The following is a 21,409-nucleotide window of genomic DNA, read 5'->3' on the forward strand; positions in this document are numbered from 1 at the left end:
GGCGTCCAGCAGCGCGGCGGCGAGCCCCGCCTTGTCCCCGAAACGCCGGAACAGGGTGCCCTTGCCGACCCCCGCCGCGGTGTCCCGGCCGCCCGCCGCGGCGGTGCGGGGGTCAGCGGCGCAGCAGCGTCCGCGAGTCGGCGAGCAGCGCGCGGGTCTCGGCGCGGCGGTCCCAGGCGACGACGGCGAACACGACGCCGAGCGCGGCGGGGAACAGCGCCCACGCCGGCTCGATGACCAGGAGCTGGGTGAGGGCGGCGCCGATCATCAGCCCGATGAGGCCGGTCGCGGCCAGGCCCGCCAGCCGGGGGATCACCAGGCCGATCGCGCCCGCGACCTCGACGGCGCCGACGAAGTACCGCATGAAGTCGTTCCAGCCGAGCGCGGCGAAGGACTCGACGGCGTCGGCCTGCCCGACGAGCTTGGGCAGCCCGGACGCGAACAGCAGGAACGCCGCGATCAGGATCTGCGCGCCCCACAGGACGCGACGCCCGGTGCGGCGGTCCCCGGCGGCGCCCCCGGTCGCCTCAGCGGCGGTCGCGTCGGCGGTGGCGGGGGTGGCGGGGATGTGGGTGGCGGTCATGGCGGTGGTCCTTCCGTGCGGTGTCTCAGCGGCCCTTCACTGACACGTCGAACGGGGACCCGCCGTATCGACAGCCCGCCGGACTTTTCCTCAACATTTTTTCGAGGAGGTCGTTTCCCCAGGTAGAAGCCGTATCAGCCGACGGCCGCCGCATCACGGCCGACCGTGGCGGCGGCGTTCGCGACGGCGTTCGCGGCGGCGGTGGTGACCGCGTGGACGAACGCGGCGAGGTCGCGGGACCGGGACGTCTCCGGCCACGCCAGGACGAGCGTGGTGGGCTCGGCGTCGGCGACCGGCACCGCGTCCCGATCCGCCGGCGGGTGCGCGCGGGGCAGCACCGCCACCTGCCGCTCGGTGACCAGCGCCTCGGCGGCCAGGCCGGTGAGGTCCGCGCGGGGCGCGTACAGGAGGGCGGCGTCGGCGCGGCCGTCGCGCAGCATCGCCGCCTGCGTCCCGAACCCGAACGCCACCTCCACCGGGACGGCGCCGGGCACGGCGGCGTGCGCGGCCAGCATCGCCGGGAGCAGCCCCGCGTCGTCGCCGGGTTTCATCGCCAGCACCAGGCCCGCGCCCGTCCCGGCGCGGCGGGTGCGGCGGACCGCGGCCGCCACCGCGTCATGCGCGGCGGTCCCCTCCGCCAGCAGCGTCTCCCCCGCCGGGGTCATCGCGATTCGGCCGCCGCCGCACTTCAGCAGCGTCACCCCGAGCCGCCGCTCGAGCCGCCGGATCGCCCGCGACAGCGGCGGCTACGCGATGCCGAGCCGCTGCGCGGCCCGCCCGAAGTGCAGTTCCCGCGCGACGGCGCGGAAGTACGCCAGCTCCCGCGTCTCGATCATGTCCGCGTCCACACCCCCTTGATACCCGCCCCGATACCGCCCGGGTATCGGGGGCGACCCGATCGGTCCTGGAGCGGCGGCCGCGGCGGTGGTGGGCTGGTGCCATTCCGCACCGCCGCCGAGGGCGCGGCGATCGCCGTCCGGCTGGCGACGCTGGACGACGGCGGCCCGACCGGCGGGCTGTTCGACGACGCGGGCGCCGTCCGCTGGTGAGCGCGGGACGCGGCGGCGGTCACCAGGGGGACAGGACGAGCGCCTGGACGGCCAGGGCGGTGCCGGCCTGCGCGGCCAGCCAGGCCCGCGCCGGGGGCCGGTGGGCGGCGGCGACCATCAGCCACGCCGCGAACGGCACCCAGATCCGCTCCACCTCCCCCTTGGTGACGCCGGACGCGTCCAGCGCGAGGGTGCCCAGCAGCGCCGCGCCCGCCGGGAGCGCCGTCCCGAGCCCCGGCACCGCCGCCCGCGCCCGCGCGGCCCGCCGCAGGACGCCCAGGGCGCGGGGCAGGGCGTGCGCGACGGCGGGGCCGGTGAGCAGGCCCAGCACCGCGAGGTCGGCGAACAGGAAGTACCAGTAGGGCCGCTGCGCCGACCCGCCGCTGACCAGGTAGGTGTCGAGGGTGGCGCGGACCCCGTCGGGCCACCGGAAGCCCAGGGCGGTCAGGGCGGCGGGCACGACCGCCAGGCCCGCCGCCCCGGCCGCGAGCACGGCGCGGCGGGGGCGCGTCGAGACCAGCACGGCGAGCGGGACGGCGAACAGCGGCAGCAGCCCGTAGCTGAGGTAGGGCAGGGACCCCAGCAGGATCCCGGCGGCGGCCGCCGCCGGGATCGCCGCGCGCCCGGTGCGGCGCGCCGCTACCGCCGCGAGCGCGGTCCCCCACGCGCCGACGCCGAGGAAGAACGCGTCCATCGCGGTCGCGATCCACAGCGCGAGCGGCGCCAGCACCAGGAACGGGACGGCCGCCCGCGCGGCCTCCTCCCCCGCCGTGCACCGCACGGTGACCGCGATCGCGGCCGCCGCCGACGACCCGGCCGCAATGATCGCCGCGGCGAGCCATCCGGTGCCGCCCAGCCCGGCCGCCTCCAGCGCCCACAGCACCAGCATCGGCCCCGGCGGGTGCCCGCGGACGTGCGTGGTGTAGCCGTGCAGCCGCTCGGTGAAGGTGCGCAGCCACTCCAGGACGTCCGGGCGCAGCTGCCCCATCCCGGCGGGGTACTCGGTGGGGGCGTTCAGCGGCGCGGCGAGGGCGCCCGGCCCGTCCGACACGGCCAGCGCCACCGCCCACAGCGCGGCGCCCGCCCACGCGGCGGGCGGCAGCCACCGCCACGGCAACCGCGCGGCCAGCACCGGCAGGAGGACGACGCCCGCGGCGGCGACGGCCGCGGCGGGCAGCAGCTCCCAGGTCAGCGGGTGCTCCCGCGCCCGCGCGTGCAGGGGCGGCAGGTCGTCCTCGGTGGCGATCCCGGCGCGGCGCAGCCACCATCCGGCGGCGAACGCCGCGACGATCGCCGCCGCCCACGCCGCCACGGCCCGCGCCCCCGCGGCGGGCCGCCCGGCGCGGGCCCCGGCGTCCCGGCCTTCACGCGTGCCGTCCGTGGCCGTCATCGCGCGCCTCCTCCCTCGTCACCTGCTCCGGCGGCCCGCTCGCCCGCGGATTCGCCGTCCGCGGGTTCACCGCCTGCGGCACGTTTGTTCGGCGGTGCGCCCGCCAAGGGGGCGCCGGGGGGCGAGGGGGCCGCGGCCGGGCTTTCCGCTTCGGGACGACGCCTTCGGGTTTCGGCGCGGTGTGCGCGGTGGACGCGGACGGCGGCCGCGACCACCGCGGCGACGGCGATCGCGGTGAGGACGACGGCGAGGTTGCGGCCGTAGGGCAGCGGCAGCCGGGACGGGACGTCGGCGCGGCGGCCGTGCCCGAGGACCAGCGGCAGCGCGACCAGCGTCAGGCATCCGGCCGCCGCGAGCGCGGCGCGCACGGGGGCGCGGGCCGGGGCGGGCAGCCGCGCGGTCAGCCGCCCGGCGACCAGCACGGCGGGCACGAGGACCGCGTCGTGCACCAGCACCGGCACGGCGAACCACGCCGCCCACCCGGCGACGCCGACGTCCGCGGCGACGCCGTGCAGCCCGACGGCGATCAGAGCCAGGCCCGCCGCGCCCGCCAGCGCCCGGCCGGGCGCGGCACGGGGCCTCATTCGACCACCAGCCGGTGCACCCATTTGGTCTGCATGACGCCGGGGCGGTTGGGGGCGATCAGGCGGCATGGGTAGCCGTGGTCGGGGTGCAGGGGCTCGCCGTTCAGCCGCAGCGCCAGCAGGGTGAGCGGGTCGCGCCAGTGCGCGGGCGCCACCCGGGAGGCGCGGTAGTCGCCCCAGGTCTGCAGCGACTCGACCCGCACGCGGGCGTCGTCGTCGACGCCGGCGAGGCGCAGCACGTCCCGCAGCCGCACGCCCTCCCAGGCGCCGTCCGCGCTCCAGCCCTCGACGCACGCGATCGGCAGCCGCGCGGTCCGCGCGGGCAGGGCCCGCAGGTCGTCCAGGGACAGGACGACCTCGCGGCGGACGCGGCCGGTCACGGTGAGGCGCCACGCGGGGTCGCGGGCGGCGGCCAGGACCCCGGCCCCGGCGGCGGAGGTGTTGACCGGGACGCCCTGCGGCCCGGTGCCGGGGCGGCGCGGCGCCAGCACCGCGAGCCGCGCCAGCGGCGCGAACGCCTCCCCGGCCGTGGTCAGGGCGACGGCGCCGCCCGTGCCCGCGACGGTCAGCAGGAACCCGCGGCGGCCGACGGCGTCGCCCGGCCCGGTCATCACGGCGCGGCGGGCGGCGGGCCACTCCCGCGCCGCGTGCACGAGCAGCGCGCCGATCAGCACGTAGGACGTCCAGTAGTGCGCGGTGGTGAAGAAGAACGGGAACGCGTACCAGTAGGAGATGTTGAGCACGCCCGTCACGGCCTGGAACAGCGCGCCGCCGACCAGCAAGAACACCACCGCGCGGTGGCCGGCGTCGGCGGCGGAGCGGACCGGCGGCCACCGCAGCAGCCGCGGGTAGACGGTCCACAGCTTGGCCAGCAGCAGCGGCAGCGTCGCGAGCCCGCCGATGACGTGCACGCCCTGCGTCACCCGGTACAGGTTCACCGGGCGTGACGGCCACTGCGCCCAGCCGGGCGGGTGCTGCATGAAGTGGCTGATCAGGCCGGTGACGAACGCGGCGCCGAACGCGGCGGCCAGGGCGAGGCCGAGCCGCGCGGCGGCCCGCTCGCCGCGCAGCGGGCTGGTGAACCGGCCGTCCAGACCGTCCGGGCCGGTCAGTCGGGTCAGGCGGGTCAGGCGGGTCAGGCGGGTCAGGCGGGTCAGGACGGTGCGGGCGCGCGCCGCACGGTGACGAACCATCGGCCGGCCTCCTCCCAGGTCTCGGTGACGGCGGCCGCGCAGGCGGCGGCGAGGGCGGCGGCGTCGCCGGCCGCGACCCGCGCCCACGGGAACCATTCGCCGATCGCACCGCCGGACCGCAGCCGCAGCGGCTCGGTGCCGGACGCGGCGCCGGGCGGCTCCACCTCGGCCAGGACACGGCCGCCGGGGGCGGCGAGCGCGAGGGCGCGGCGCAGCAGCGCGGCGGGGTCGCCGCCGATGCCGATGTTGCCGTCGGCGAGCAGCACGGTCCGCCAGCGTCCCGCGCCGGGGACGTGGCCGAACACGTCCCGGCACAGGGCGGGGCCGCCCGCGGCGGCGGTGAGCGCGACGGCGGCGGGCGCCAGGTCGATGCCGAGGACGGGTACGCTGCGGCGGGCGAGCGCCACGGTGAGGCGCCCGGGCCCGGACCCGACGTCCAGGGTCGCGCCGGCACAGCGGTCCAGCAGCCCGCCGTCGCCGGGGCGCAGCCGCAGCCAGTCCCGCAGCGGCAGGGGGCGGCGGGACCCGTCGGCGTGCTCGATCTCGACCGGGCCGCTGCCGCGCAGCGCCTCCTCGTACAGTTCGCCGATCACGCGGCGGCCGTCCGGTCGCCGAGGCGCCGCACGGCCGCCGCGAACCGCCGCGCGCCGCCCCCCGCGCGGCCTGCGGCGAGGTCTGCGGCGGCGGCGACGGCGATGGCGATGGCGTCGGCCGGGGTGTCGACGTCGGTCAGCTCGGGCAGCGTCGCGACGCGCAGCCCGGCGCCGCGCAGGCGGGCGAGCTGGACGGCGCCGGTGTCGGGCCGCGACATGGGGACGCCGCGCAGCAGCCGCGCGTCGGGGCGGCGCAGCCCCAGCAGCCAGAACCCGCCGTCGGCGGCGGGCCCGAACACCGCGTCGCGCCCGTCCAGGGCCCGCGCCGCCGCGGCGAGCAGCGCGGGGGTGACCTGCGGGGTGTCCATCCCGATGAGGACGAGCGGGCGGCCGGCGTCGGCGTCGGCGAACGCGTTGGCGAGCCGCTCGTCGAGGCCGTCCCCGCGCTGCGGGATCACCCCGACGCCGGGCGGCGGCCACGGGCGGGGGGCGCCGTCCAGCACGAGGGTGCGGCGCCCGGCGGGGGCGGCGGCGACCGCGTCGAGGGTGTCGGCCAGCGCCGCCGCGGCCAGCTCGGCGGCCTCGGCGGGCGTGTAGGCGGGGGTCAGGCGGGTCTTGACCCGGCCGGGCACGGGCTCCTTGGCGATCACCAGGAGGTCGGCGGCGGGCCCGGTCACGGCGCGGTCTCCGCCAGGACGCGGCGCATGTCGCGGACGGCGCGGACCGTCCCGCCGAGCGTCCCGGTCACCTTCGACGCGCCGGTGCGGGGCCGGTAGGCGACGTCGATCTCGGTGATCCGCCACCCGTCCGCGGCGGCGCGCAGCACCGTCTCCAGCGGGTACCCGAACCGGCGGTCGCGCACGTCCAGCCCGGTGAGGGCGGCGCGGCGGGCGGCGCGCATCGGGCCGAGGTCGCGCAGCCGGGTCCCGGCGCGCCGGTTCAGCGTCCGCGCCAGGACGGCGTTGCCGAGCCGCGCGTGCGGCGGCCACGCGCGGCGCCCCGTCGGGCGGCGCCGTCCCAGCACCAGGCCCGGCGGGCCGCCCGCCGCCTCCAGGTCGTCGAGGGCGGCGACGAGGCGGGGCAGGTCGGCGGGGTCCAGGGACGCGTCGGCGTCCATGACGCACACGGTGCCGGCGGTGGCGGCGCGCAGACCCGCGTGGCAGGCGGCCCCGAACCCGCGGGCGGGGGCGGGCACGACCCGCGCGCCGTGGTCGGCGGCGACCCGCGCCGACCCGTCGGTGGAGGCGTTGTCGACGACCAGCGGCCGGAAGCCCGCGGGCATCCGCGCCAGCACCCACGGCAGCGCCTCCGCCTCGTTCAGGCAGGGCAGGACGACGTCGATCACGAGCCCGCCCCCTCGGCGGGGGCGCCCGCGGACGCCGCGGCGAGCCGTCCGGCGGGGGCGTCGGGCTGCCGGGCGAACTCGGCGATGCCCTCGGCGAACGGCACCGCCGGGGAGAACCCGAGCTCGCGGCGGGCCCGGTCCGGGCGCGCGACGATGTGCCGCACGTCCCCCAGCCGGTAACCGCCGGTGACCTCGGGCGCCGGGCCGCCCAGCGCGCCCGCCAGCGCCGCGGCCATGTCCCCGACGGTGCGCGGCTCGCCGCTGGCGACGTTGTAGGCGCGCAGCCCGCCGGGCTCGGGCGGGCCCGCCGCGAACCGCTCGAGCGCCAGGACGTTCGCGCGGGCGACGTCGCGGACGTGCACGAAGTCGCGGCGCTGCGCGCCGTCCTCGAACACCAGCGGCGCGCGCCCGTCCAGCAGCCGGGACCGGAAGAGCGCCGCGACGCCCGCGTAGGGGGTGTCGCGGGGCATCCGCGGCCCGTACACGTTGTGGTAGCGCAGCGCCGCCGCCGACCCGCCGGTGGCGCGCGCCCACGACGCGGCCAGATGCTCCTGGGCGAGCTTGGTGTCGGCGTAGACGTTGCGGGGGTCGGGCGGGACGTCCTCGCCGACGGCGCCGGGGACGAGCGGGCGCCCGCAGCGGGGGCAGCCGGGCTCGAACCGCCCGGCGTCCAGGTCCCGCGCGGGCCGCGGCCCGGGCCGCACGGGACCGTGCCGGTCGCAGGCGTAGGCGCCCTCGCCGTACACCACCATCGACGACGCCAGGACGAGCGCGGCGACGCCCGCGCGGGCCATCTCCGCGAGCAGGACGGCGGTGCCCTGCACGTTCACCGACGTGTAGGCGGGCAGGTCGGCGACGTCGACGCCGAGGCCGACCTTGGCGGCCTGGTGGCACACGGCGTCCGCGCCGCGCAGCAGCCGGGCGACGCCGGCGCCGTCCCGCACGTCGGCGGGCGCGCCGTCCGGGCCGGTGCCGGGGCGCAGGTCGAGGCCGCGGACGCGGTGGCCCGCGTCTTGTAGCGCCTCGGCGATGTGCGAGCCGATGAATCCGGCCGACCCGGTGAGCAGTACGTTCATGCGGACGAACGTAGGACGCGGGGCCCGCCCGGACGGGCGGGAAAGGCGCCTGGCGGCCACCTCGTCAGCGACTCGTAAGATCTTCCGCCGCGGGCCGGGCCGGGGTGCGGGTCAGGCCGTGGGCAACGCGCCGTCCGCGCCGCCGGGCGCCGCGGCCAGGACGGGGGCGAGGAGCGCGGCGGCGCGGTCGACGTCGTCCTCGGTGGTGGTCAGGTGGAACGCGCAGCGCAGCCGCCCGGCCCGCACGGAGGCGATCACGCCCGCGTCGCGCAGCCGCTCGGCGGTGCCGTCCGGGACGGGCAGCGACACGATCGCCGAGTCGCCCGGCGGCAGGCCCAGCGCGGCCTGGAACCGGCGGGCGAGCGCGACGTCGTGCGCGTGGATCGCGGGCACCCCGACGCGTTCCAGCAGTTCCAGCGCGGGCGCCTGCCCGATCCAGCTCGCCCACGCCGGGGACAGGTCGAAGCGGCGGGCGTCGGCGGCCAGCCGCAGCGGCGTCCCGTAGATGGAGTCCCAGATGTCGGCGCCGGCGTACCAGCCCGCCCCGATCGGCGGGAGGGCGGCGAGCGCCTCCTCGGTGCCGGCGAGGAACGCGGTGCCGCGCGGCCCCAGCAGCCACTTGTAGCCCCCGCACACCAGCCAGTCGGCGCGGTCGCCGGACACCGGCAGCCATCCGATCGCCTGGGTGGCGTCCAGCAGGACGCGGGCGCCGTGCGCGCGGGCCGCGCGGGCGAGGTCGTCCACGGGGACGATGCGGCCGTCGGCGGACTGCACCACCGACACCGCGACGACGTCGGTGCGGGCGTCGATCCGGTCGACGATCTCCTCGAGGGGCACGGCGCGGACGTCCAGGCCGGGGCGGGCGAGGAACGGGAACAGCAGCGAGGTGAAGTCGCCCTCGGCGACGAGCACGCGGGCGCCGTCCGGCAGGGACGCGGCGACCAGCCCGACGAAGTACGACACCTGCGGGCCGCAGGCGACCCGGGACGCGGGGAGCCCGATGAGGCGGGCGAACGCCTCGCGGGAGCGGGTGACGGCCGCGTCGGGGCCGTGCGCGGTCAGCAGGCCGGCGGCGCGGTCGCGTTCGGCGTCCAGGGCGGCCCGGTGGGCGGCGCGGGGCGGCAGCCCGTAGGTGGCGGTGTTGAGGTAGGCGACGTCGGCGGTGAACTCCCGCTGCGCCTCGCGGACGGAGATGCTCATGCCGTCATCGTCGCTCATCGGCGCGCGCCGCCGCCCCGCCGGCCTCGTCCCCGGGGCCCGGCCCCGGCGGGGCGGCGGCGCGCGACAGGCGGACGGCGAGGGCGGCGAGGCGCTCGGCGAGCTCGGGCGGCTCGCGCACCTCGAAGTCCAGGTCGAGGAACGCGATGCGCAGCGCCGTCCACTCCAGGGAGTCGGGGGCGGTGCGGACCGTGCAGGTGCGGTCGTCGACGGGTTCGATCTCCTCGCCGGTGACGCGGAACCGGTCGGCCAGTTCGGCGGCGGAGGCGTGCACGGTGAGCACGGCCCGCCGGACCGGCGCCCGCCGGGTCAGGGAGCGGGTGACGAACGCGGCGGCGTCGGCGGCGGGCAGCGGCCGCGGCGGTGTCCGCACGCCGGTCGGGTGCGGGGCGCCCATGCGGTCGACGCGGAAGGTGCGCCAGTCGGCGCGTCCGGTGTCGTAGGCGACCAGGTACCAGCGGCGGCCCGCCGACACCAGCCCGTGCGGCTCCACCAGCCGCGCCGACCCGTCGTCGCCGCCGGGGGCGCGGTAGGTGAAGCGGACGCGTTCGTGGTCGCGGCAGGCGGCGGCGAGCACGGTCAGCGCGGCGGGGTCGACGGTGGGCCCGGCGGGCGGGCCGGTCAGCGGCGTGGTGGCGGTGTGCAGGGCGGTCACGCGGCGCCGCAGCCGGTCCGGCAGGACCTGCTCCAGCTTGGTCAGGGCCCGCACCGACGCTTCGCCGATGCCCTCGACGGCTCCACCGGCGGCGCCGCGCAGCCCGACGGCGATCGCGACGGCCTCCTCGTCGTCCAGCAGCAGCGGCGGCATCGCGGCGCCGGCCTCCAGCCGGTAGCCGCCCGCCGCGCCGAGGTCGGCGTGCACCGGGTACCCGAGGTCGCGCAGCCGCTCGACGTCGCGGCGGACGGTGCGGGCGCTGACGCCGAGCCGTTCGCGCAGCTCGGGGCCGGTCCAGGTGCGGCGGGTCTGCAGGAGCGACAGCAGCCGCAGGAGCCGTCCGGAGGTCGTGTCGGTCACGCCCGCCAGTATGCCGCCGAACAAGGCCGCATCCTGTCCTCTTTCCGGGTGGCGGGGGCGATGAGTTCCGGGCCGCGGCCGTGTCCACCCCTGTGACGACCGTGCGGCGAAGGAGGACACGATGACCGAACGCGAACCCGTCGAGACCGCGGACCTCGACATCTACGGCGGCGGGCCGCTGGAGTGGCGCACCGTGCGCGACGCGCTCGTGGCGGCGCTGCCGAAGATGGAGACGCCGGTGTTCCTGGGCACCGTCCGTCCCGACGGGCGCCCGCACGCCGCGGGCATCGGCGCGCTGTGGCTCGACGGGGAGGTGTACTTCACCAGCGGCCCCGGCACCCGCAAGTCCCGCAACCTGGCGGCGAACCCGGCGTGCACGATCTCGGTGCGGGTGCCGGGCGCGGACCTGGTACTGGAGGGCGAGGCGGAACGGGTGACCGACGCGGCGGTCCTCGAGCCGGTCGCGGCCGGGTACCGGGACGGCGGCTGGCCCGCGCAGGTGGACGGCGACGCGCTGACCGCCCCGTTCAGCGCGCAGAGCGCGGGGCCGCCGCCGTGGCACGTGTACCGGCTGCGCCTGCGCACGGCGTTCGGCGTGGCGACGGCCGAGCCGTTCGGCGCGTCCCGCTGGCGCTTCACGGACTGACCGCCCGACGGTGCCCCGCGTCCGCCGCACAACGAGGAGCTGATCAAGGCCGGTGCGCGGCCGCGTGACGACCTCACCGCCGCAGCGGCTCTCGACGTAACCCGCGCTGGCGGCGGCGTGAGCCGCGCATCGGCGCCGCGACCCTCGCGACGAACAACCCGTCGTCGGCGCCCCCGACGGGCGACCGCGCCGGACGGGCGGGGCGGGCGAAGGCGCCCGGCCGTGCCGCCTGGGCGATCCGCCAGCGCCATTGGTCTCGCTTCGCCCGGCGGTGGGCCCGCGCTCGGGTCTTGTCCGTCGACTTTGGTCTATGCGCGGTCGCCCTTGGAGAGATGGCCGGGCCCCCGGCGGTGCCGAGACTGGAGGCATGGCTGGGGGAATCTCGCTGAAGGGCGCTCCGGTGGGCCGCTGGACGCTGGAGCACGACGGCCGCCTGCTGGAGGCGGAGACGAGCCTCGCCGGGTGGCGGCGGTGTGTGCGCCTGTACGTGGACAGCGCGCCCGCGGGCGAGGCGTCGGGGTTCAACCCCGTGGCGGTGCCGTTCGGGGACGCGGAGGTGCGCGCGGTGTTCGACCCGGTGGGGCTGGTCGACGGGCAGGCCGCGCGGTGCGAGCTCGTCCCGCGCGCCCAGGAGGGCGGCGAGGACGCGGAGGACGGCGAGAAGTCCGGGGATGAGTCGGACGGCTCAGACGAGGCGGACGGCAAGGGGGTGCGGTTCGCGCCGCCGGAGGGGTCGAGGGCGGCCCGCCGGGAGGCGCTGGCGCGGGCGCATCCGGTGCTGTTCGCGTCGCGGCACGTGGTGCTGGCGGCCGGCCAGGTGCTGCTGCCGCTGCTGGGGCTGGGCGTGCTGGTCCGGATGCTGGTGGAGCTGGTGCCGTGGCCGGACGTGGCCCTGCCCGACGTGTCGTTGCCCGATGTGGACCTGCCGGACCTGCCCCTTCCCGACGTGCCGTGGCCCGACATCGATCCGCCGGACATCTCGGCGCCGTGGTGGGTGCAGGCGGTCCTGGCGACGGCCAAGTTCTGGGTGCCGTTGCTGGTCGCGGTGGGCGTCGCGTTGAGGGAGGTGTCCCGCCGCAGGCGGCAGCGCGCCGAGGAGGAGGCCCATCGGGACGGCGCGGACGGCCGCCCGCCGGGTGAGGGATCGGCGGACGCGCGGGACGACCGGCGCGGCGACCCGCCGCACGACCGGGGCGACAGCGCCACCGACCGGGGCCCCGACGATCGGACCGCCGACGATCGGACCGCCGACGACCGGGATGGCGTGACTCGGGATGGAGATGACCGGGAGGAAGACGACCGAGCCGGCGTGGCTCGGGAACGTGCCGGGTATCGGGCCGGCGGCGGGTAGTGCGGCTCGGCGGCCGCGGGGGCGTGGGGTTCGGTCTCGTGGATCGTCCGGTGCGGGCGGCGGCGGGGGCGGGGCTGGCCGTAGGCTGCGGGCATGAGCGCGCATCCCTCCCCCGCCACCTACCTGACGACGCTGTTCTCCCTGGCGGGGCGGGTGGCGGTGGTGACCGGCGGGAGTTCGGGGATCGGCCGGGCGATCGCGGGGGCGCTGGGCCGGGCGGGCGCGGCGGTGGTGGTCGTGGCGCGGCGCGAGGGCGAACTGGACGACACCGTCCGGGAGCTGCGGGGGCAGGGGTGCCGGGCGGCGCGCGTCAGCGCCGATCTGGGGTCGCGGGCGGAGGTGGCGCGGGCGGCCGAGGAGGCGGCGGCGGTGTTCGGCGAGCCCGACATCGTGGTGAGCGCGGCGGGGATCAATCTGCGGCCGCCGATGGACGAGCTGGGCCGGGAGGTGTGGGACGCGACGATGGCGGTGAATCTCGACGCGCCGTTCCTGCTGGGGCAGCGGTTCGGTCCGGGGATGGCGCAGCGCGGGTTCGGGCGGCTCATCCACATCGCGTCGCAGCAGGCGTTCCGCGCGTTCGTGAGCAGCGGCGCGTACGGGGTGTCGAAGGCGGGGCTGGTGGCGCTGGCGCGGTCGCAGGCCGAGGCGTGGTCGGCCCGGGGCGTCACGGCGAACACGCTGGTGCCGGGGTTCGTGATGACGCCGCTGAACGCGCGGCTGTCGTCGGATCCGGAGCGGGTGCGGGCGCTGGCGGCCCGCACGATGACGGGCCGCAACGGGCTCGCCGAGGATTTCGCGGGGGCGGCGGTGTTCCTGGCGAGCCCGTCGGCGGCGCAGGTGACGGGCCAGTCGCTGTTCGTGGACGGAGGGTTCTCCGCCCACTGACGCGCGCAGGTTCGGCGCGGCCCGGTCAGCCCGGCGGGTCCGGCGGGTCGGGTGGCCACAGGCCGGTGCGGGCGATCGCGTCGGCGGGGTCGCGGGCGTGCAGGACGCCGCCGACCGGGTCGCCGTGCTCGTCGTGGACGCGCCAGCCGCCGAGTTGGACGACGGGGGCGCGGCCGCGCCGGATGGCGAGGGCGATCTCCGACAGCGTTCCCCAGGAGCCGCCGACGGCGATGACGGCGTCGGCGGCGTTGACGATGAGGGCGTTGCGGGCCTGGCCGAGGCCGGTGGGCAGCGCGACGGTGAGGTGGGGGTTCGCGCCGGTGCGGTCGTCGCCGGGCAGGACGCCGACGACGGTGCCGCCCGCGGCGCGGGCTCCGGCGGCGACGGCGGCCATGACGCCGCCGTGGCCGCCGCACACGACGACGGCGCCGCGGGCGGCCAGCAGCCGCCCGAGTTCGCGGGCGTCGTCGTGTTCGCGGCGGGTGCAGTCGGCGGGCCCGCACACCGCGACGTGGAGGGGCGGGGCGCCGGTCACCCGTGGGGGTCTTCGGTGGCGGCGCGGGCGGCGAGGTCGTCGATGCGGGCGGCGAGGTCGTCGATGCGGGCGGCGAGGTCGAAGTCCTTGGCGGTGAGGCCTCCGGCGCTGTGGGTGGTGAGGGTGAAGGTGAGGGTCCGCCAGCGGATGTCGATGTCGGGGTGGTGGTCGGCGGCTTCGGCGGCGCGCGCGACGCGGGTGACGAGGTCGATGCCGTCCAGGAAGGTCGCGGCGCGGACCTGGCGGCGGATGGCGTCGCCGTCGCGGGTCCAGTCGGGCAGTGCGTCCAGCCGCCGGGCGACGGCGGTGTCGTCGAGGGTGTCGGCCATGGTGGTCCTCCTGGTGCGTCGTCGGGTCCGGTTCCGGTCGTTCCCCGGATCGGGGCCGAGTACGTCCCCGCGCCCGGCGTTCCGCTCTCCGCACGCGGGGGGGCGGGGCGGGTCAGGGCGGCGGGTCGGTGGTGCCGGGGAGGCGGACGCGGGCGAGGGTGCCGCCGCCGTCGGCGGGTTCGAGCGCGACCGTGCCGCCGCTCTCGGCGACGGACCGGGCGACGATCGACAGGCCGAGCCCGGAGCCGGGCAGGCTCCGCGCGGACGGCGACCGCCAGAACCGTTCGAAGACGTGCGGGAGGTCGTCGGGCGGGATGCCGGGGCCGTGGTCGCGGACGGTGAGTTCGCCGTCGGCGAGGCGGACGTCGACGGCGCCGCCCGGCGGGCTGAACTTGACGGCGTTGTCGAGGAGGTTGACGACGGCGCGTTCCAGCGAGGCGGGGTCGCCGGGGACGTACCAGGGGCGGGTGTCGTCGCGGACGGTGAGGCCGGGGCCGCGCAGCCGGGCGCGCTGGACGGCGCGGGCGACGACGTCGTGCAGCGCGACGGTTTCGCGGACGGGGCCGGTCTCGTCGGGGCGGGCGAGTTCAGCAGGTCGCCGACGAGGTCGGGCAGTTCCAGCAGCTGCGCCTTGACGCTGGTCAGCAGGGCGCGGCGGGGGGTGTCGGGCAGGTCGCGTCCGGCGGCGTCGGCGCGCAGCAGCAGGTCGATGCTGGTGCGCAGGCTGGCGAGGGGGGTGCGCAGTTCGTGTCCGGCGTCGGCGATTCAGTCCGGCGCCGGCGGAGGCCAGGACGCCCAGTGCGGTGACGGCGGCCAGCAGCTGGGCGAGGCCGTCGAGGGGGTCCTGGACGTCGTCGAGGGGAAGCGCGAACGACAGCGCGGCGGTGGTCCCGTCGACGGTGCGGACGGGGCGGGTGAGGACGCGGACGTCGACGGCGGCGCCGTCGGCGGTGGTGCCGGTGCCGTCGTGCAGGGCGCGGGGGCTGTCGCCGCGGGCGACGGCGGCGTCGGCGTCGGTGACCTGCAGGGCGCCGGCGCCGGGGACGGTGCAGCGTTCGCCGCGGGCGTCGACGACCTGCATCATCGCGGAGGGGCCGGGCGGGCGGATCCCGGTGCCCGCGGTGGGTTCGCCGGTGCAGTCGCGCAGGACCTCGTGGAGTCCGCGCTGCAGCGGCGGGGGGGCGGTGCGGGGGGTCGCCGCCGGGGCCGGGCGGGTCGCCGGCCATCGCTTCGAGGCGGTGGTCGAGTTCGCGGTAGAGCTGGGCGCGGGTGAGGGCCCAGGACGCGGCGGCGCAGGCGGCGACGGCGAGGGCGACGGCGATCGCGGTGAGCAGGGCGAGGCGGGCGCGCAGCGTCAGCCGTCCGGTGCGGCGGGTCACGGCGGCGCCGCCCGCCGCGCGCCCCGGCCGGAACCGGGGGCCCGCCGCCGGGGCTCCGCGCCCGCGGCGTCGGGTGCGCGGGGGGCCGGGGCCGGCGGGTCGGGCTTCATGTGCACACGGTAATCGGCGCCGGTGAGGGGCCCGTCCGCGGACGGGCGTTTTTCATGGAGTTCTCAGACGGCGGCGCCGTCCGGCGGGCCTACCGGTCGGTCGCGGCGGCCCACGGGTCCCCGCCGGGCTCCCCGCCGTCGTCCGGGCCGCGCTCGTCGCCGCGACCGGCCCCGGGCCCGGTCGCGGCGGGCGGGGCGTCGGGTTCGACGGTGCTCTCCACGACGATCGGGCGGGACGGCCGGGCGCCGGGCGCGGGGCGGGTGGCGGTGATCCAGGTGGTCTTCATGGTGTCGACGACGACGTCGCGGGCGACGTCCCAGACCATGCCGCGCAGCCGTTCCTTCATGGCGAGCTTGACGGCCTCGCGCAGCAGCTCGGCCATGATCGCCTCGATGGCCGCGGCGGCGGTGCGGGCCGCGGCGCGGACGGCCAGGTCGCGGGCGGTGCGGGCGACGGCGCTGCCGGCGGCCGCGGCGAGCAGGTCGCCGGCCGAGCGGGCGGTGCCGCTGTCGGCGGCGCGGGCGGCGGCGCCGGCGAGCGCGTCGGCCAGGGGCCGCAGCTCGGCGGCGTACTCCGAGCGGCCCGCGGCGGCGCTCGCCCGGTCGCGGACGGCGGCGGCCAGGTCGCGGGCGGCGTCGGCGGCGGTGTCGCGCACGACGCGGGTGACGACGTCGCGTCCGGCGTCCAGGACGGCGTCGGCGGCGGCCTCGGCGACCGCGTCCACGGCGGCGTCGGCGACGGCGCGGGTGGCGGCCTGCACGGCGGGCGCGGACGCGGTCGCCGACACGGTCGCGACGGTCGCGGACACGCCGCGTCCGGCCATGTCCAGGGCGGTGGCGGTGGCGGCGCGGGCGAGGGGGTTGCGGGCGGCGAAGCGGCGCGCGGCCAGCGCCATGGGGTGCTTGGCGACCTCGGCGGCGGCCTGCTCGGCGAGGGTCATCGCGCCGGTCGCGGCCTCGAACGCGGTCGCGGTGGCCGGGTGCGCGGCGGCGGCGGTGCGGGCCTCGGTGACGGCGCGTTCGGCGGCCGACGTCGCGATCTTCACGGCGGCGTCGCGGGCGGCGCGTTCGGCGGCGGCCATGGCGGGCGTCCCGGCGAGCTGGTCGACGATGCGGGACGCGGCGAGCCCGGCGGCGTCGCGGGCGGCGCGGCGGACGGGGTCGCTCGCGGTGACGGCGAGCCGTGCGGCGCCGACGGCCGCGGGGGCCAGGTCGTCCCACAGGTCCTCGAGCCGCGCGGCGGCGGCCCGGTCGAGGCGGGCGAGGGTGCTCTCCCCGCCGTCGGCCGCCGTGCCCGGGGCCGCGGCGTCGCCGGTGGCCCGGTCAGGAGACGGTGCGGGTGCCGGTTCGGGCGCCGGGTCGTGCCGGGGGGACGGTACCGGCGTACCGGCCCTCTGCACGTTCTCGTCCACGACCACGCCCCTTTATCACGGTCACGTCTCCTCAAATCACCATAACCGCCGCGCGGTCCCTGAAGTTCCCGCCGCCCGCGGGCGGGCCGGCCCGGGAGGCGGCGTGCGGGGTGGCGTGGGGGCGTGCGGGCGGATAGAGTGTGCGGCCGGAACCGAAGGGAGGTGGGGTGCATGGCCGTCATCGCGGTCGCTGCTGCGCGCAGCGCTCAGGCCGACCTCATCTTCCGGGCCTCGGGCTGATTCCACGTTCTCGCGCGCCGTCGGCGCGCCCGCCCGAGCGCCCCTTCATGCGAAGGGTTCCGAACCGTTGTCTCACTTCTCCGGTGGGTCCTCCCTGTCCGCGTACGGCTGGGACGAGACCCTCGAGGACGATTTCTCCGTTCATCTCGCCGCGGGGCTGATGCCCGCGCGGGTGGTCGCGGTGCACCGCGGGCTGTGCGAGGTGGTCACCGCGGACGGCCCGGTGCTGGCGGTGACGCCGCGCGCGGACCGGCCGGATCCGGTGGCGGCGCCGTGCACGGGCGACTGGGCGGCGCTGCGCCCGGCCGCCGGGCCGGCGCCGGACGCCGACACCACCCCCGCTCCCGACGCCCTCGCCCCGTCCGTCCCGGGGGCGGGCGGGCGTCCGGTGCTGGCGGCGCTGCTGCCGCGCCGGACCGCGATCGTGCGGGCCGGGGCGTCGCGCGATTCGCGCGGGCAGGTGCTCGCGGCGAACGTCGACACCGTGGCGATCGCGGTGTCGCTGGCGGCGCGCCCGTCGCCGGGGCGGCTCGAGCGGCTGCTGGCGCTGGCGTTCGAGAGCGGCGCGCGGCCGGTGGTGGTGCTCACCAAGGCCGACGAGGCCGACCCGGCGGGCGTCGCGGCGGCCGAGGCCGAGGCGGCCGCGGCGGCCCCGGGCGTGGACGTCGTGTCGTGCAGCGCGCTGGCCGGGGACGGCGTGGACGTGGTCCGCGCCGTCCTGTCGGGCACGGTGGTGCTGCTGGGGCCGTCCGGTGCGGGCAAGTCGACGCTCGGGAACGCGCTGCTGGGCGGCGAGGTCCTGGCGACGGGCGCGGTCCGCGACGTCGACGGCAAGGGCCGGCACACCACGGTGCGGCGGGAGCTGCTGCCGCTGCCGGGCGGCGGCGTGCTGATCGACACGCCGGGCCTGCGGGGCGTGGGCCTGCTGGACGCCGACGAGGGGCTGCGGCGCACGTTCGCCGACGTCGAGGAACTGGCCGAGCGGTGCCGGTTCGGCGACTGCGCGCACGACACCGAGCCGGGCTGCGCGGTGCGGGCCGCGGTGGAGGACGGGTCGCTGTCGCGCCGCCGCCTCGACGGCTACCGCAAGCTGATGCGCGAGAACGCGTGGGCTGCGGCGCGGTCGGACGCGCGGCTGCGCGCCGAGCGGGAGGGCCGCCGCAAGGCGCTCACGCGGTGGCAGCGGCAGATGTACAAGGAGCGCGGGAGGGACCGCTGACGGGCGGTCCGGTGCCGTGCCCGGCGGGCCCGGCCGTGTAGGAGACCGGCCCACGGGGCCGCGCCGCGCGCTGACGCGGCGTGGCCCCGCGGGCGCGGTCGCGCGGTCGTGCGGCCCGTGGCGTGCCGGGGCCGCACGACCGTCCCGTCCCATGCCCTCCCCCGGGTGCGCCCGCTTTGCGTTTTCCGCAAGGAACTTTGTCGGCTCCTCCAGGGACGCGGCAGGTTGGCGGCGGAAAGCGGATCCGACGGGAGGAATTCATGGACGCTCGGTCGTGGGAGGACAGGTATCGCGGCGGCGAGCGGCTGTTCAGCGGCGAGCCCAACGGCGTGCTGGTGGCCGAGGTCGCCGATCTGCCGCCCGGGCAGGCCCTCGACGTGGGGTGCGGGGAGGGCGGCGACGCGGTGTGGCTGGCGCGGCGGGGGTGGCGGGTCACCGCGGTCGACGTCGCCGCGACGTCGCCGCGACGGCTCTGCGGCGGGGCGCGGAGGCGGCCGAGGCGGCGGGCGTCGCGGGCGGTGTGGCGTGGGCGCGCGCGGACCTGGCCGTCACGCCTCCCCCGGCGCGCGCGTTCGATCTGGTGTCGGCCCAGTACTTCCCGTTTCTGCGGGCGGGGGGCGGTGCTTCGGTGCGGGGGCTGCTGGAGGCGGTCGCGCCGGGCGGCACCCTGCTGGTGGTGGGCCATGACGTCACCGGCCTGTCCCCCGGCGGCGGCCACGGTTTCGATCCCGCCGACTACTACCATCCGGCCGACATCGCGCGGATGCTGGACGGGGACTGGAGCGTCCTGGTCGACGAGACCCGTCCCCGGGTCGTGCCGCCGCCCGCCGGGACGCGCCACACCCACGACACCGTCCTGCTGGCGCGGCGCGCGGGGTGAGGCGGCGCCCGCGGGGCGGTGGGGTCTCCCCGGCAGGATTCGAACCTGCGTTCTCCGGCTTCGGAGGCCGGTGCTCTGTCCGCTGAGCCACGGGGAGGCGTCCCCGCCCCCGGGTGACAGGGGGGCGGGGACCGAGACGCCGGTGGGAGTCGAACCCACGTGGGACGGCTTTGCAGACCGCCGCCTAACCGCTCGGCCACGGCGTCGGGGCCCGCCCGGTGCGGGCGGGCGGCGACCTCGGCGGGATTCGAACCCGCGGCTTCCGGCGTGACGGGCCGGTGCTCTGACCGCTGAGCTACGAGGCCGGGAGATCGACCCGGACGGCACGCAGGCGCGCGCCGGCCGGGCATGGACAAGGAATTGGAGACGAGGAGACGGGGCGCGGAGGCCACGGGACGGCCGCGTCCGGCGTATGGGGGTGCGGCACGGCGGTAAGCCGCTGCCCCGGGACGGCACGACTCCGCGGCGGGCGCGGTCGGGCGCGTCTACCGGGTGCGGTCTCGGCGGCGACAGCGCCGGGCGTCGGTGGTGCGGTTCATGTGGTCCCGGTCCTCCTCGCCCGTCGCTGTTCCCGTCGCCGTGGCTCCTCGGGGCCCTGTGTGCCCCGGTGGGGCCCGTTCGGCTCCGCCAGCATCTCCCGGTGCGGCGGGGCGCCGCAACGCATTTTCGCCGCGCCCGCCCGCCGGGTTTCCGCTGAGCGGAAAGCCGCTGTTCCGCGGGGTCGGGGACGCGGTGAGGGTGGGGGCGACGCATTCGGCCGACGGGTCCGTGGGAGGAACGGTGGCGCTGCTCGATCCCGGGGTGTGGACGGGGAAGATCTTCGATGGCGGGTGGGTTCCCGGCGGGGACGGCGGCTTCGACGTCGTCGAGCCGGCGACCGGCGCCACGCTGGGGGTGCTGGGGCGGGCGGACGGCGCGGACGTGGCGCGGGCCGCGTCGGCGGCGGCGTCGGCGCAGCGGGACTGGGCGGCCCGCTCCTACGAGGAGCGCGCGGCGGTGCTGCGGCGCGCGGGGCGGCTGTTCGAGGAGCACGCGGCGGAGATCGAGGGCTGGATCGTGCGGGAGGCGGGGTCGATCCCGCCGAAGGCGGCGCTGGAGGCGTCGTTCGCGGCGAACCTGTGCCATGAGGCGGCGGCGCTGGCGTCGCATCCGCAGGGCCTGGTGCTGCCGTCGGCGCAGCCGCGGTGGAGCCTGGCGCGGCGCCGCCCGGCGGGGGTGGTGAGCGTGATCGCGCCGTTCAACTTCCCGCTGATCCTGTCGATGCGGTCGGTGGCTCCGGCGCTGGCGCTGGGCAACGCGGTGCTGCTGAAGCCGGACCCGCGGACGGCGGTGTGCGGCGGCGTGACCGTCGCGCGGATCTTCCAGGAGGCGGGCCTGCCGGAGGGCGTGCTGCATCTGCTGCCGGGCGGCCGGGAGGCCGGTGAGGCGGTGGTGGCGGCGCCGGAGGTGCGGGTGGTGTCGTTCACCGGGTCGACGGCGGCGGGCCGCGCGATCGGGGAGGTGTGCGGGCGGCTGCTCAAGCGCGCGCATCTGGAGCTGGGCGGAAACAACGCGCTGATCGTGCTGCCGGGCGCGGACGTGTCCAAGGCGGTCGCGGCGGGCGCGTGGGGCTCCTACCTGCATCAGGGGCAGATCTGCATGACGACCGGGCGGCATCTGGTGCACGAGAGCCTGCACGGGGAGTACGTGGAGGCGCTGGCGGCGAAGGCCGACGGGCTGGCGGTCGGGGACCCGGCGGCGGGCCCGGTGCATCTGGGCCCGATCATCGACCGGGGCCAGCTGGAGCACGTGGACGCGCTGGTGCGCGACACGGTCGCGGCGGGCGCGCGGCTGGCGGCGGGCGGCGTCCACGAGGGGCTGTTCTACCGGCCGACGGTGCTGGCGGACGTCACCCCGTCGATGCCCGCGTACGCGCAGGAGGTGTTCGGGCCGGTGGCGCCGGTGGTGCCGTTCTCGACGGTGGAGGAGGCGGTGGCGCTGGCGGCCGACAGCGAGTACGGGCTGTCGCTGGGGATTCTGGGCGATGTGGGGCAGGCGATGCGGGTCGCGGACGCGGTCCCGACGGGGCTGGTGCACATCAACGACCAGACGGTCAACGACGAGCCGGTGGTGCCGTTCGGGGGGCTGGCGGCGTCGGGGAACGGGTCGCGGTTCGGCGGCCCGGACGCCAACATCGAGGCGTTCACCGAGACGCAGTGGGTGACGATGCGCGGCGACATCGCCCCGCACCCGTTCTGATCCGCGTCTCCGGGCGCGTGGTCGCGGGGCGCCCCCCCCCCCGGGGGGGGTGTTCGTCGCGGGGGGGCGGCGGCCCGGCCCCCACGACGCCCGATACGCGATCGAGGACTCCGGCTGCGTTCTCGCGATCACTGATGAG

Annotated in this window: 22 protein-coding genes, 3 tRNA genes and 3 pseudogenes; 7 read left to right on the forward strand and 21 right to left on the reverse strand. The window is 78.4% G+C overall.

All coding sequences use genetic code 11. From position 1 onward, the window contains the following. From AB0L25_RS39965 to AB0L25_RS40025, 13 genes and pseudogenes are all read right to left on the reverse strand, one after another. Positions 1-72: pseudogene (locus tag AB0L25_RS39965) on the reverse strand (TetR family transcriptional regulator); the annotation flags it as partial. Between the two features lie 40 nt (positions 73-112). Further along, positions 113-583 carry a DoxX family protein gene (locus tag AB0L25_RS39970; protein WP_500178757.1) on the reverse strand — a complete coding sequence of 157 codons (471 nt, stop codon included), beginning with the start codon at positions 581-583 and terminating at the stop codon, positions 113-115. Between the two features lie 134 nt (positions 584-717). Then, positions 718-1,323, reverse strand: a complete 606-nt coding sequence (locus tag AB0L25_RS39975; protein ID WP_500178790.1) for a LysR substrate-binding domain-containing protein — start codon at positions 1,321-1,323, stop codon at positions 718-720. Positions 1,324-1,329: 6 nt separating this feature from the next. Next, entirely contained in the window at positions 1,330-1,431 is a 102-nt protein-coding gene (locus AB0L25_RS39980; protein ID WP_500178759.1) for a LysR family transcriptional regulator, read from the reverse strand. 220 nt (positions 1,432-1,651) lie between these two features. Continuing rightward, positions 1,652-3,022 carry a hypothetical protein gene (locus AB0L25_RS39985; RefSeq protein ID WP_500178761.1) on the reverse strand — a complete coding sequence of 457 codons (1,371 nt, stop codon included), beginning with the start codon at positions 3,020-3,022 and terminating at the stop codon, positions 1,652-1,654. After that, entirely contained in the window at positions 3,019-3,606 is a 588-nt protein-coding gene (locus tag AB0L25_RS39990) for a hypothetical protein (RefSeq protein ID WP_500178763.1), read from the reverse strand. Before AB0L25_RS39990 ends, AB0L25_RS39985 begins: the two co-directional genes overlap by 4 nt. Continuing rightward, positions 3,603-4,799 (reverse strand): molybdopterin-dependent oxidoreductase, encoded by a 1,197-nt coding sequence (locus tag AB0L25_RS39995; RefSeq protein WP_500178765.1) that lies wholly within the window; start codon positions 4,797-4,799, stop codon positions 3,603-3,605. Before AB0L25_RS39995 ends, AB0L25_RS39990 begins: the two co-directional genes overlap by 4 nt. Further along, positions 4,760-5,392: a class I SAM-dependent methyltransferase gene (locus AB0L25_RS40000; RefSeq protein WP_500178767.1), complete on the reverse strand. Its 633-nt coding sequence runs from the start codon at positions 5,390-5,392 to the stop codon at positions 4,760-4,762. Before AB0L25_RS40000 ends, AB0L25_RS39995 begins: the two co-directional genes overlap by 40 nt. Continuing rightward, positions 5,389-6,069 carry a TIGR04282 family arsenosugar biosynthesis glycosyltransferase gene (locus AB0L25_RS40005; protein WP_500178769.1) on the reverse strand — a complete coding sequence of 227 codons (681 nt, stop codon included), beginning with the start codon at positions 6,067-6,069 and terminating at the stop codon, positions 5,389-5,391. The genes AB0L25_RS40000 and AB0L25_RS40005 overlap by 4 nt, the downstream gene beginning before the upstream one ends. After that, on the reverse strand, positions 6,066-6,737 hold the full coding sequence (locus AB0L25_RS40010) for a glycosyltransferase family 2 protein (RefSeq protein ID WP_500178770.1): 672 nt from the start codon (positions 6,735-6,737) through the stop codon (positions 6,066-6,068). Before AB0L25_RS40010 ends, AB0L25_RS40005 begins: the two co-directional genes overlap by 4 nt. Continuing rightward, a complete protein-coding gene (locus AB0L25_RS40015) occupies positions 6,734-7,813 on the reverse strand; it encodes an NAD-dependent epimerase/dehydratase family protein (RefSeq protein WP_500178772.1) in 1,080 nt (359 codons plus the stop codon). The genes AB0L25_RS40010 and AB0L25_RS40015 overlap by 4 nt, the downstream gene beginning before the upstream one ends. 111 nt (positions 7,814-7,924) lie before the next feature. Then, positions 7,925-9,013: an aminotransferase class V-fold PLP-dependent enzyme gene (locus AB0L25_RS40020; protein WP_500178774.1), complete on the reverse strand. Its 1,089-nt coding sequence runs from the start codon at positions 9,011-9,013 to the stop codon at positions 7,925-7,927. Positions 9,014-9,017: 4 nt separating this feature from the next. After that, complete coding sequence (locus tag AB0L25_RS40025; protein ID WP_500178775.1) at positions 9,018-10,046, reverse strand: helix-turn-helix transcriptional regulator; 1,029 nt, start codon at positions 10,044-10,046, stop codon at positions 9,018-9,020. A gap of 121 nt (positions 10,047-10,167) precedes the next feature. On the opposite strand from AB0L25_RS40025, the gene AB0L25_RS40030 reads away from it, so the two are divergent. The 3 genes from AB0L25_RS40030 to AB0L25_RS40040 all read left to right on the forward strand — a co-directional run bounded on the left by AB0L25_RS40030 (position 10,168) and on the right by AB0L25_RS40040 (position 12,928). Then, complete coding sequence (locus AB0L25_RS40030; protein ID WP_500178777.1) at positions 10,168-10,692, forward strand: pyridoxamine 5'-phosphate oxidase family protein; 525 nt, start codon at positions 10,168-10,170, stop codon at positions 10,690-10,692. Between the two features lie 367 nt (positions 10,693-11,059). Further along, positions 11,060-12,043, forward strand: a complete 984-nt coding sequence (locus AB0L25_RS40035) for a hypothetical protein (RefSeq protein ID WP_500178778.1) — start codon at positions 11,060-11,062, stop codon at positions 12,041-12,043. A 93-nt stretch (positions 12,044-12,136) separates the two neighbouring features. Beyond that, on the forward strand, positions 12,137-12,928 hold the full coding sequence (locus AB0L25_RS40040; protein WP_500178779.1) for an SDR family NAD(P)-dependent oxidoreductase: 792 nt from the start codon (positions 12,137-12,139) through the stop codon (positions 12,926-12,928). A gap of 25 nt (positions 12,929-12,953) precedes the next feature. On the opposite strand, the gene AB0L25_RS40045 is transcribed toward AB0L25_RS40040, so the two are convergent. The 5 genes and pseudogenes from AB0L25_RS40045 to AB0L25_RS40065 form a co-directional block, all read right to left on the reverse strand. Beyond that, positions 12,954-13,463 carry a TIGR00725 family protein gene (locus AB0L25_RS40045; RefSeq protein ID WP_500178780.1) on the reverse strand — a complete coding sequence of 170 codons (510 nt, stop codon included), beginning with the start codon at positions 13,461-13,463 and terminating at the stop codon, positions 12,954-12,956. Continuing rightward, positions 13,460-13,792: a 4a-hydroxytetrahydrobiopterin dehydratase gene (locus tag AB0L25_RS40050; protein ID WP_500178781.1), complete on the reverse strand. Its 333-nt coding sequence runs from the start codon at positions 13,790-13,792 to the stop codon at positions 13,460-13,462. Before AB0L25_RS40050 ends, AB0L25_RS40045 begins: the two co-directional genes overlap by 4 nt. Before the next feature lie 112 nt (positions 13,793-13,904). Then, the gene (locus AB0L25_RS40055; protein WP_500178792.1) at positions 13,905-14,333 is read right to left on the reverse strand and encodes a sensor histidine kinase; all 429 of its coding nucleotides are present in this window, start codon (positions 14,331-14,333) and stop codon (positions 13,905-13,907) included. A gap of 107 nt (positions 14,334-14,440) precedes the next feature. After that, positions 14,441-14,557 (reverse strand): annotated as a pseudogene (locus AB0L25_RS40060) (histidine kinase dimerization/phospho-acceptor domain-containing protein); the annotation flags it as partial. Between the two features lie 813 nt (positions 14,558-15,370). Further along, positions 15,371-16,693 (reverse strand): hypothetical protein, encoded by a 1,323-nt coding sequence (locus AB0L25_RS40065; RefSeq protein ID WP_500178782.1) that lies wholly within the window; start codon positions 16,691-16,693, stop codon positions 15,371-15,373. Positions 16,694-17,000: 307 nt separating this feature from the next. Between AB0L25_RS40065 and rsgA the strand changes: the two genes are divergently transcribed. From rsgA to AB0L25_RS40080, 3 genes and pseudogenes are all read left to right on the forward strand, one after another. Next, positions 17,001-18,152, forward strand: coding sequence for a ribosome small subunit-dependent GTPase A (gene rsgA, locus AB0L25_RS40070; RefSeq protein ID WP_500178784.1), 1,152 nt, complete (start codon positions 17,001-17,003; stop codon positions 18,150-18,152). 260 nt (positions 18,153-18,412) lie between these two features. Then, positions 18,413-18,559: pseudogene (locus tag AB0L25_RS40075) on the forward strand (SAM-dependent methyltransferase); the annotation flags it as partial. Positions 18,560-18,576: 17 nt separating this feature from the next. Further along, a complete protein-coding gene (locus AB0L25_RS40080) occupies positions 18,577-19,032 on the forward strand; it encodes a hypothetical protein (protein ID WP_500178786.1) in 456 nt (151 codons plus the stop codon). A 24-nt stretch (positions 19,033-19,056) separates the two neighbouring features. Here the strand turns inward: AB0L25_RS40080 and AB0L25_RS40085 are convergent. From AB0L25_RS40085 to AB0L25_RS40095, 3 genes are all read right to left on the reverse strand, one after another. Continuing rightward, positions 19,057-19,129 (reverse strand) — tRNA-Arg (locus tag AB0L25_RS40085). A 37-nt stretch (positions 19,130-19,166) separates the two neighbouring features. Continuing rightward, a tRNA-Cys gene (locus AB0L25_RS40090) sits at positions 19,167-19,238 on the reverse strand. A gap of 26 nt (positions 19,239-19,264) precedes the next feature. After that, positions 19,265-19,337 (reverse strand) — tRNA-Asp (locus tag AB0L25_RS40095). 475 nt (positions 19,338-19,812) lie between these two features. Between AB0L25_RS40095 and AB0L25_RS40100 the strand changes: the two genes are divergently transcribed. Beyond that, on the forward strand, positions 19,813-21,270 hold the full coding sequence (locus AB0L25_RS40100) for a benzaldehyde dehydrogenase (protein WP_500178788.1): 1,458 nt from the start codon (positions 19,813-19,815) through the stop codon (positions 21,268-21,270). Positions 21,271-21,409 lie beyond the last annotated feature (139 nt).

This window comes from Spirillospora sp. NPDC052242 (assembly GCF_040679555.1).
Lineage (GTDB): Bacteria > Actinomycetota > Actinomycetes > Streptosporangiales > Streptosporangiaceae > Spirillospora.

Excerpts from the sequence above, each read along its gene's own strand:
- AB0L25_RS40040 (WP_500178779.1), top strand. The coding sequence starts at position 12,137 with ATGAGCGCGCATCCCTCCCCCGCCACCTACCTGACGACGCTGTTCTCC.
- AB0L25_RS39990 (WP_500178763.1), bottom strand. The coding sequence starts at position 3,606 with ATGAGGCCCCGTGCCGCGCCCGGCCGGGCGCTGGCGGGCGCGGCGGGC.
- AB0L25_RS40035 (WP_500178778.1), top strand. The coding sequence starts at position 11,060 with ATGGCTGGGGGAATCTCGCTGAAGGGCGCTCCGGTGGGCCGCTGGACG.
- AB0L25_RS40015 (WP_500178772.1), bottom strand. The coding sequence starts at position 7,813 with ATGAACGTACTGCTCACCGGGTCGGCCGGATTCATCGGCTCGCACATC.
- AB0L25_RS39985 (WP_500178761.1), bottom strand. The coding sequence starts at position 3,022 with ATGACGGCCACGGACGGCACGCGTGAAGGCCGGGACGCCGGGGCCCGC.
- AB0L25_RS39995 (WP_500178765.1), bottom strand. The coding sequence starts at position 4,799 with ATGGTTCGTCACCGTGCGGCGCGCGCCCGCACCGTCCTGACCCGCCTG.
- AB0L25_RS40030 (WP_500178777.1), top strand. The coding sequence starts at position 10,168 with ATGACCGAACGCGAACCCGTCGAGACCGCGGACCTCGACATCTACGGC.
- AB0L25_RS40020 (WP_500178774.1), bottom strand. The coding sequence starts at position 9,013 with ATGAGCATCTCCGTCCGCGAGGCGCAGCGGGAGTTCACCGCCGACGTC.
- AB0L25_RS39970 (WP_500178757.1), bottom strand. The coding sequence starts at position 583 with ATGACCGCCACCCACATCCCCGCCACCCCCGCCACCGCCGACGCGACC.
- AB0L25_RS40050 (WP_500178781.1), bottom strand. The coding sequence starts at position 13,792 with ATGGCCGACACCCTCGACGACACCGCCGTCGCCCGGCGGCTGGACGCA.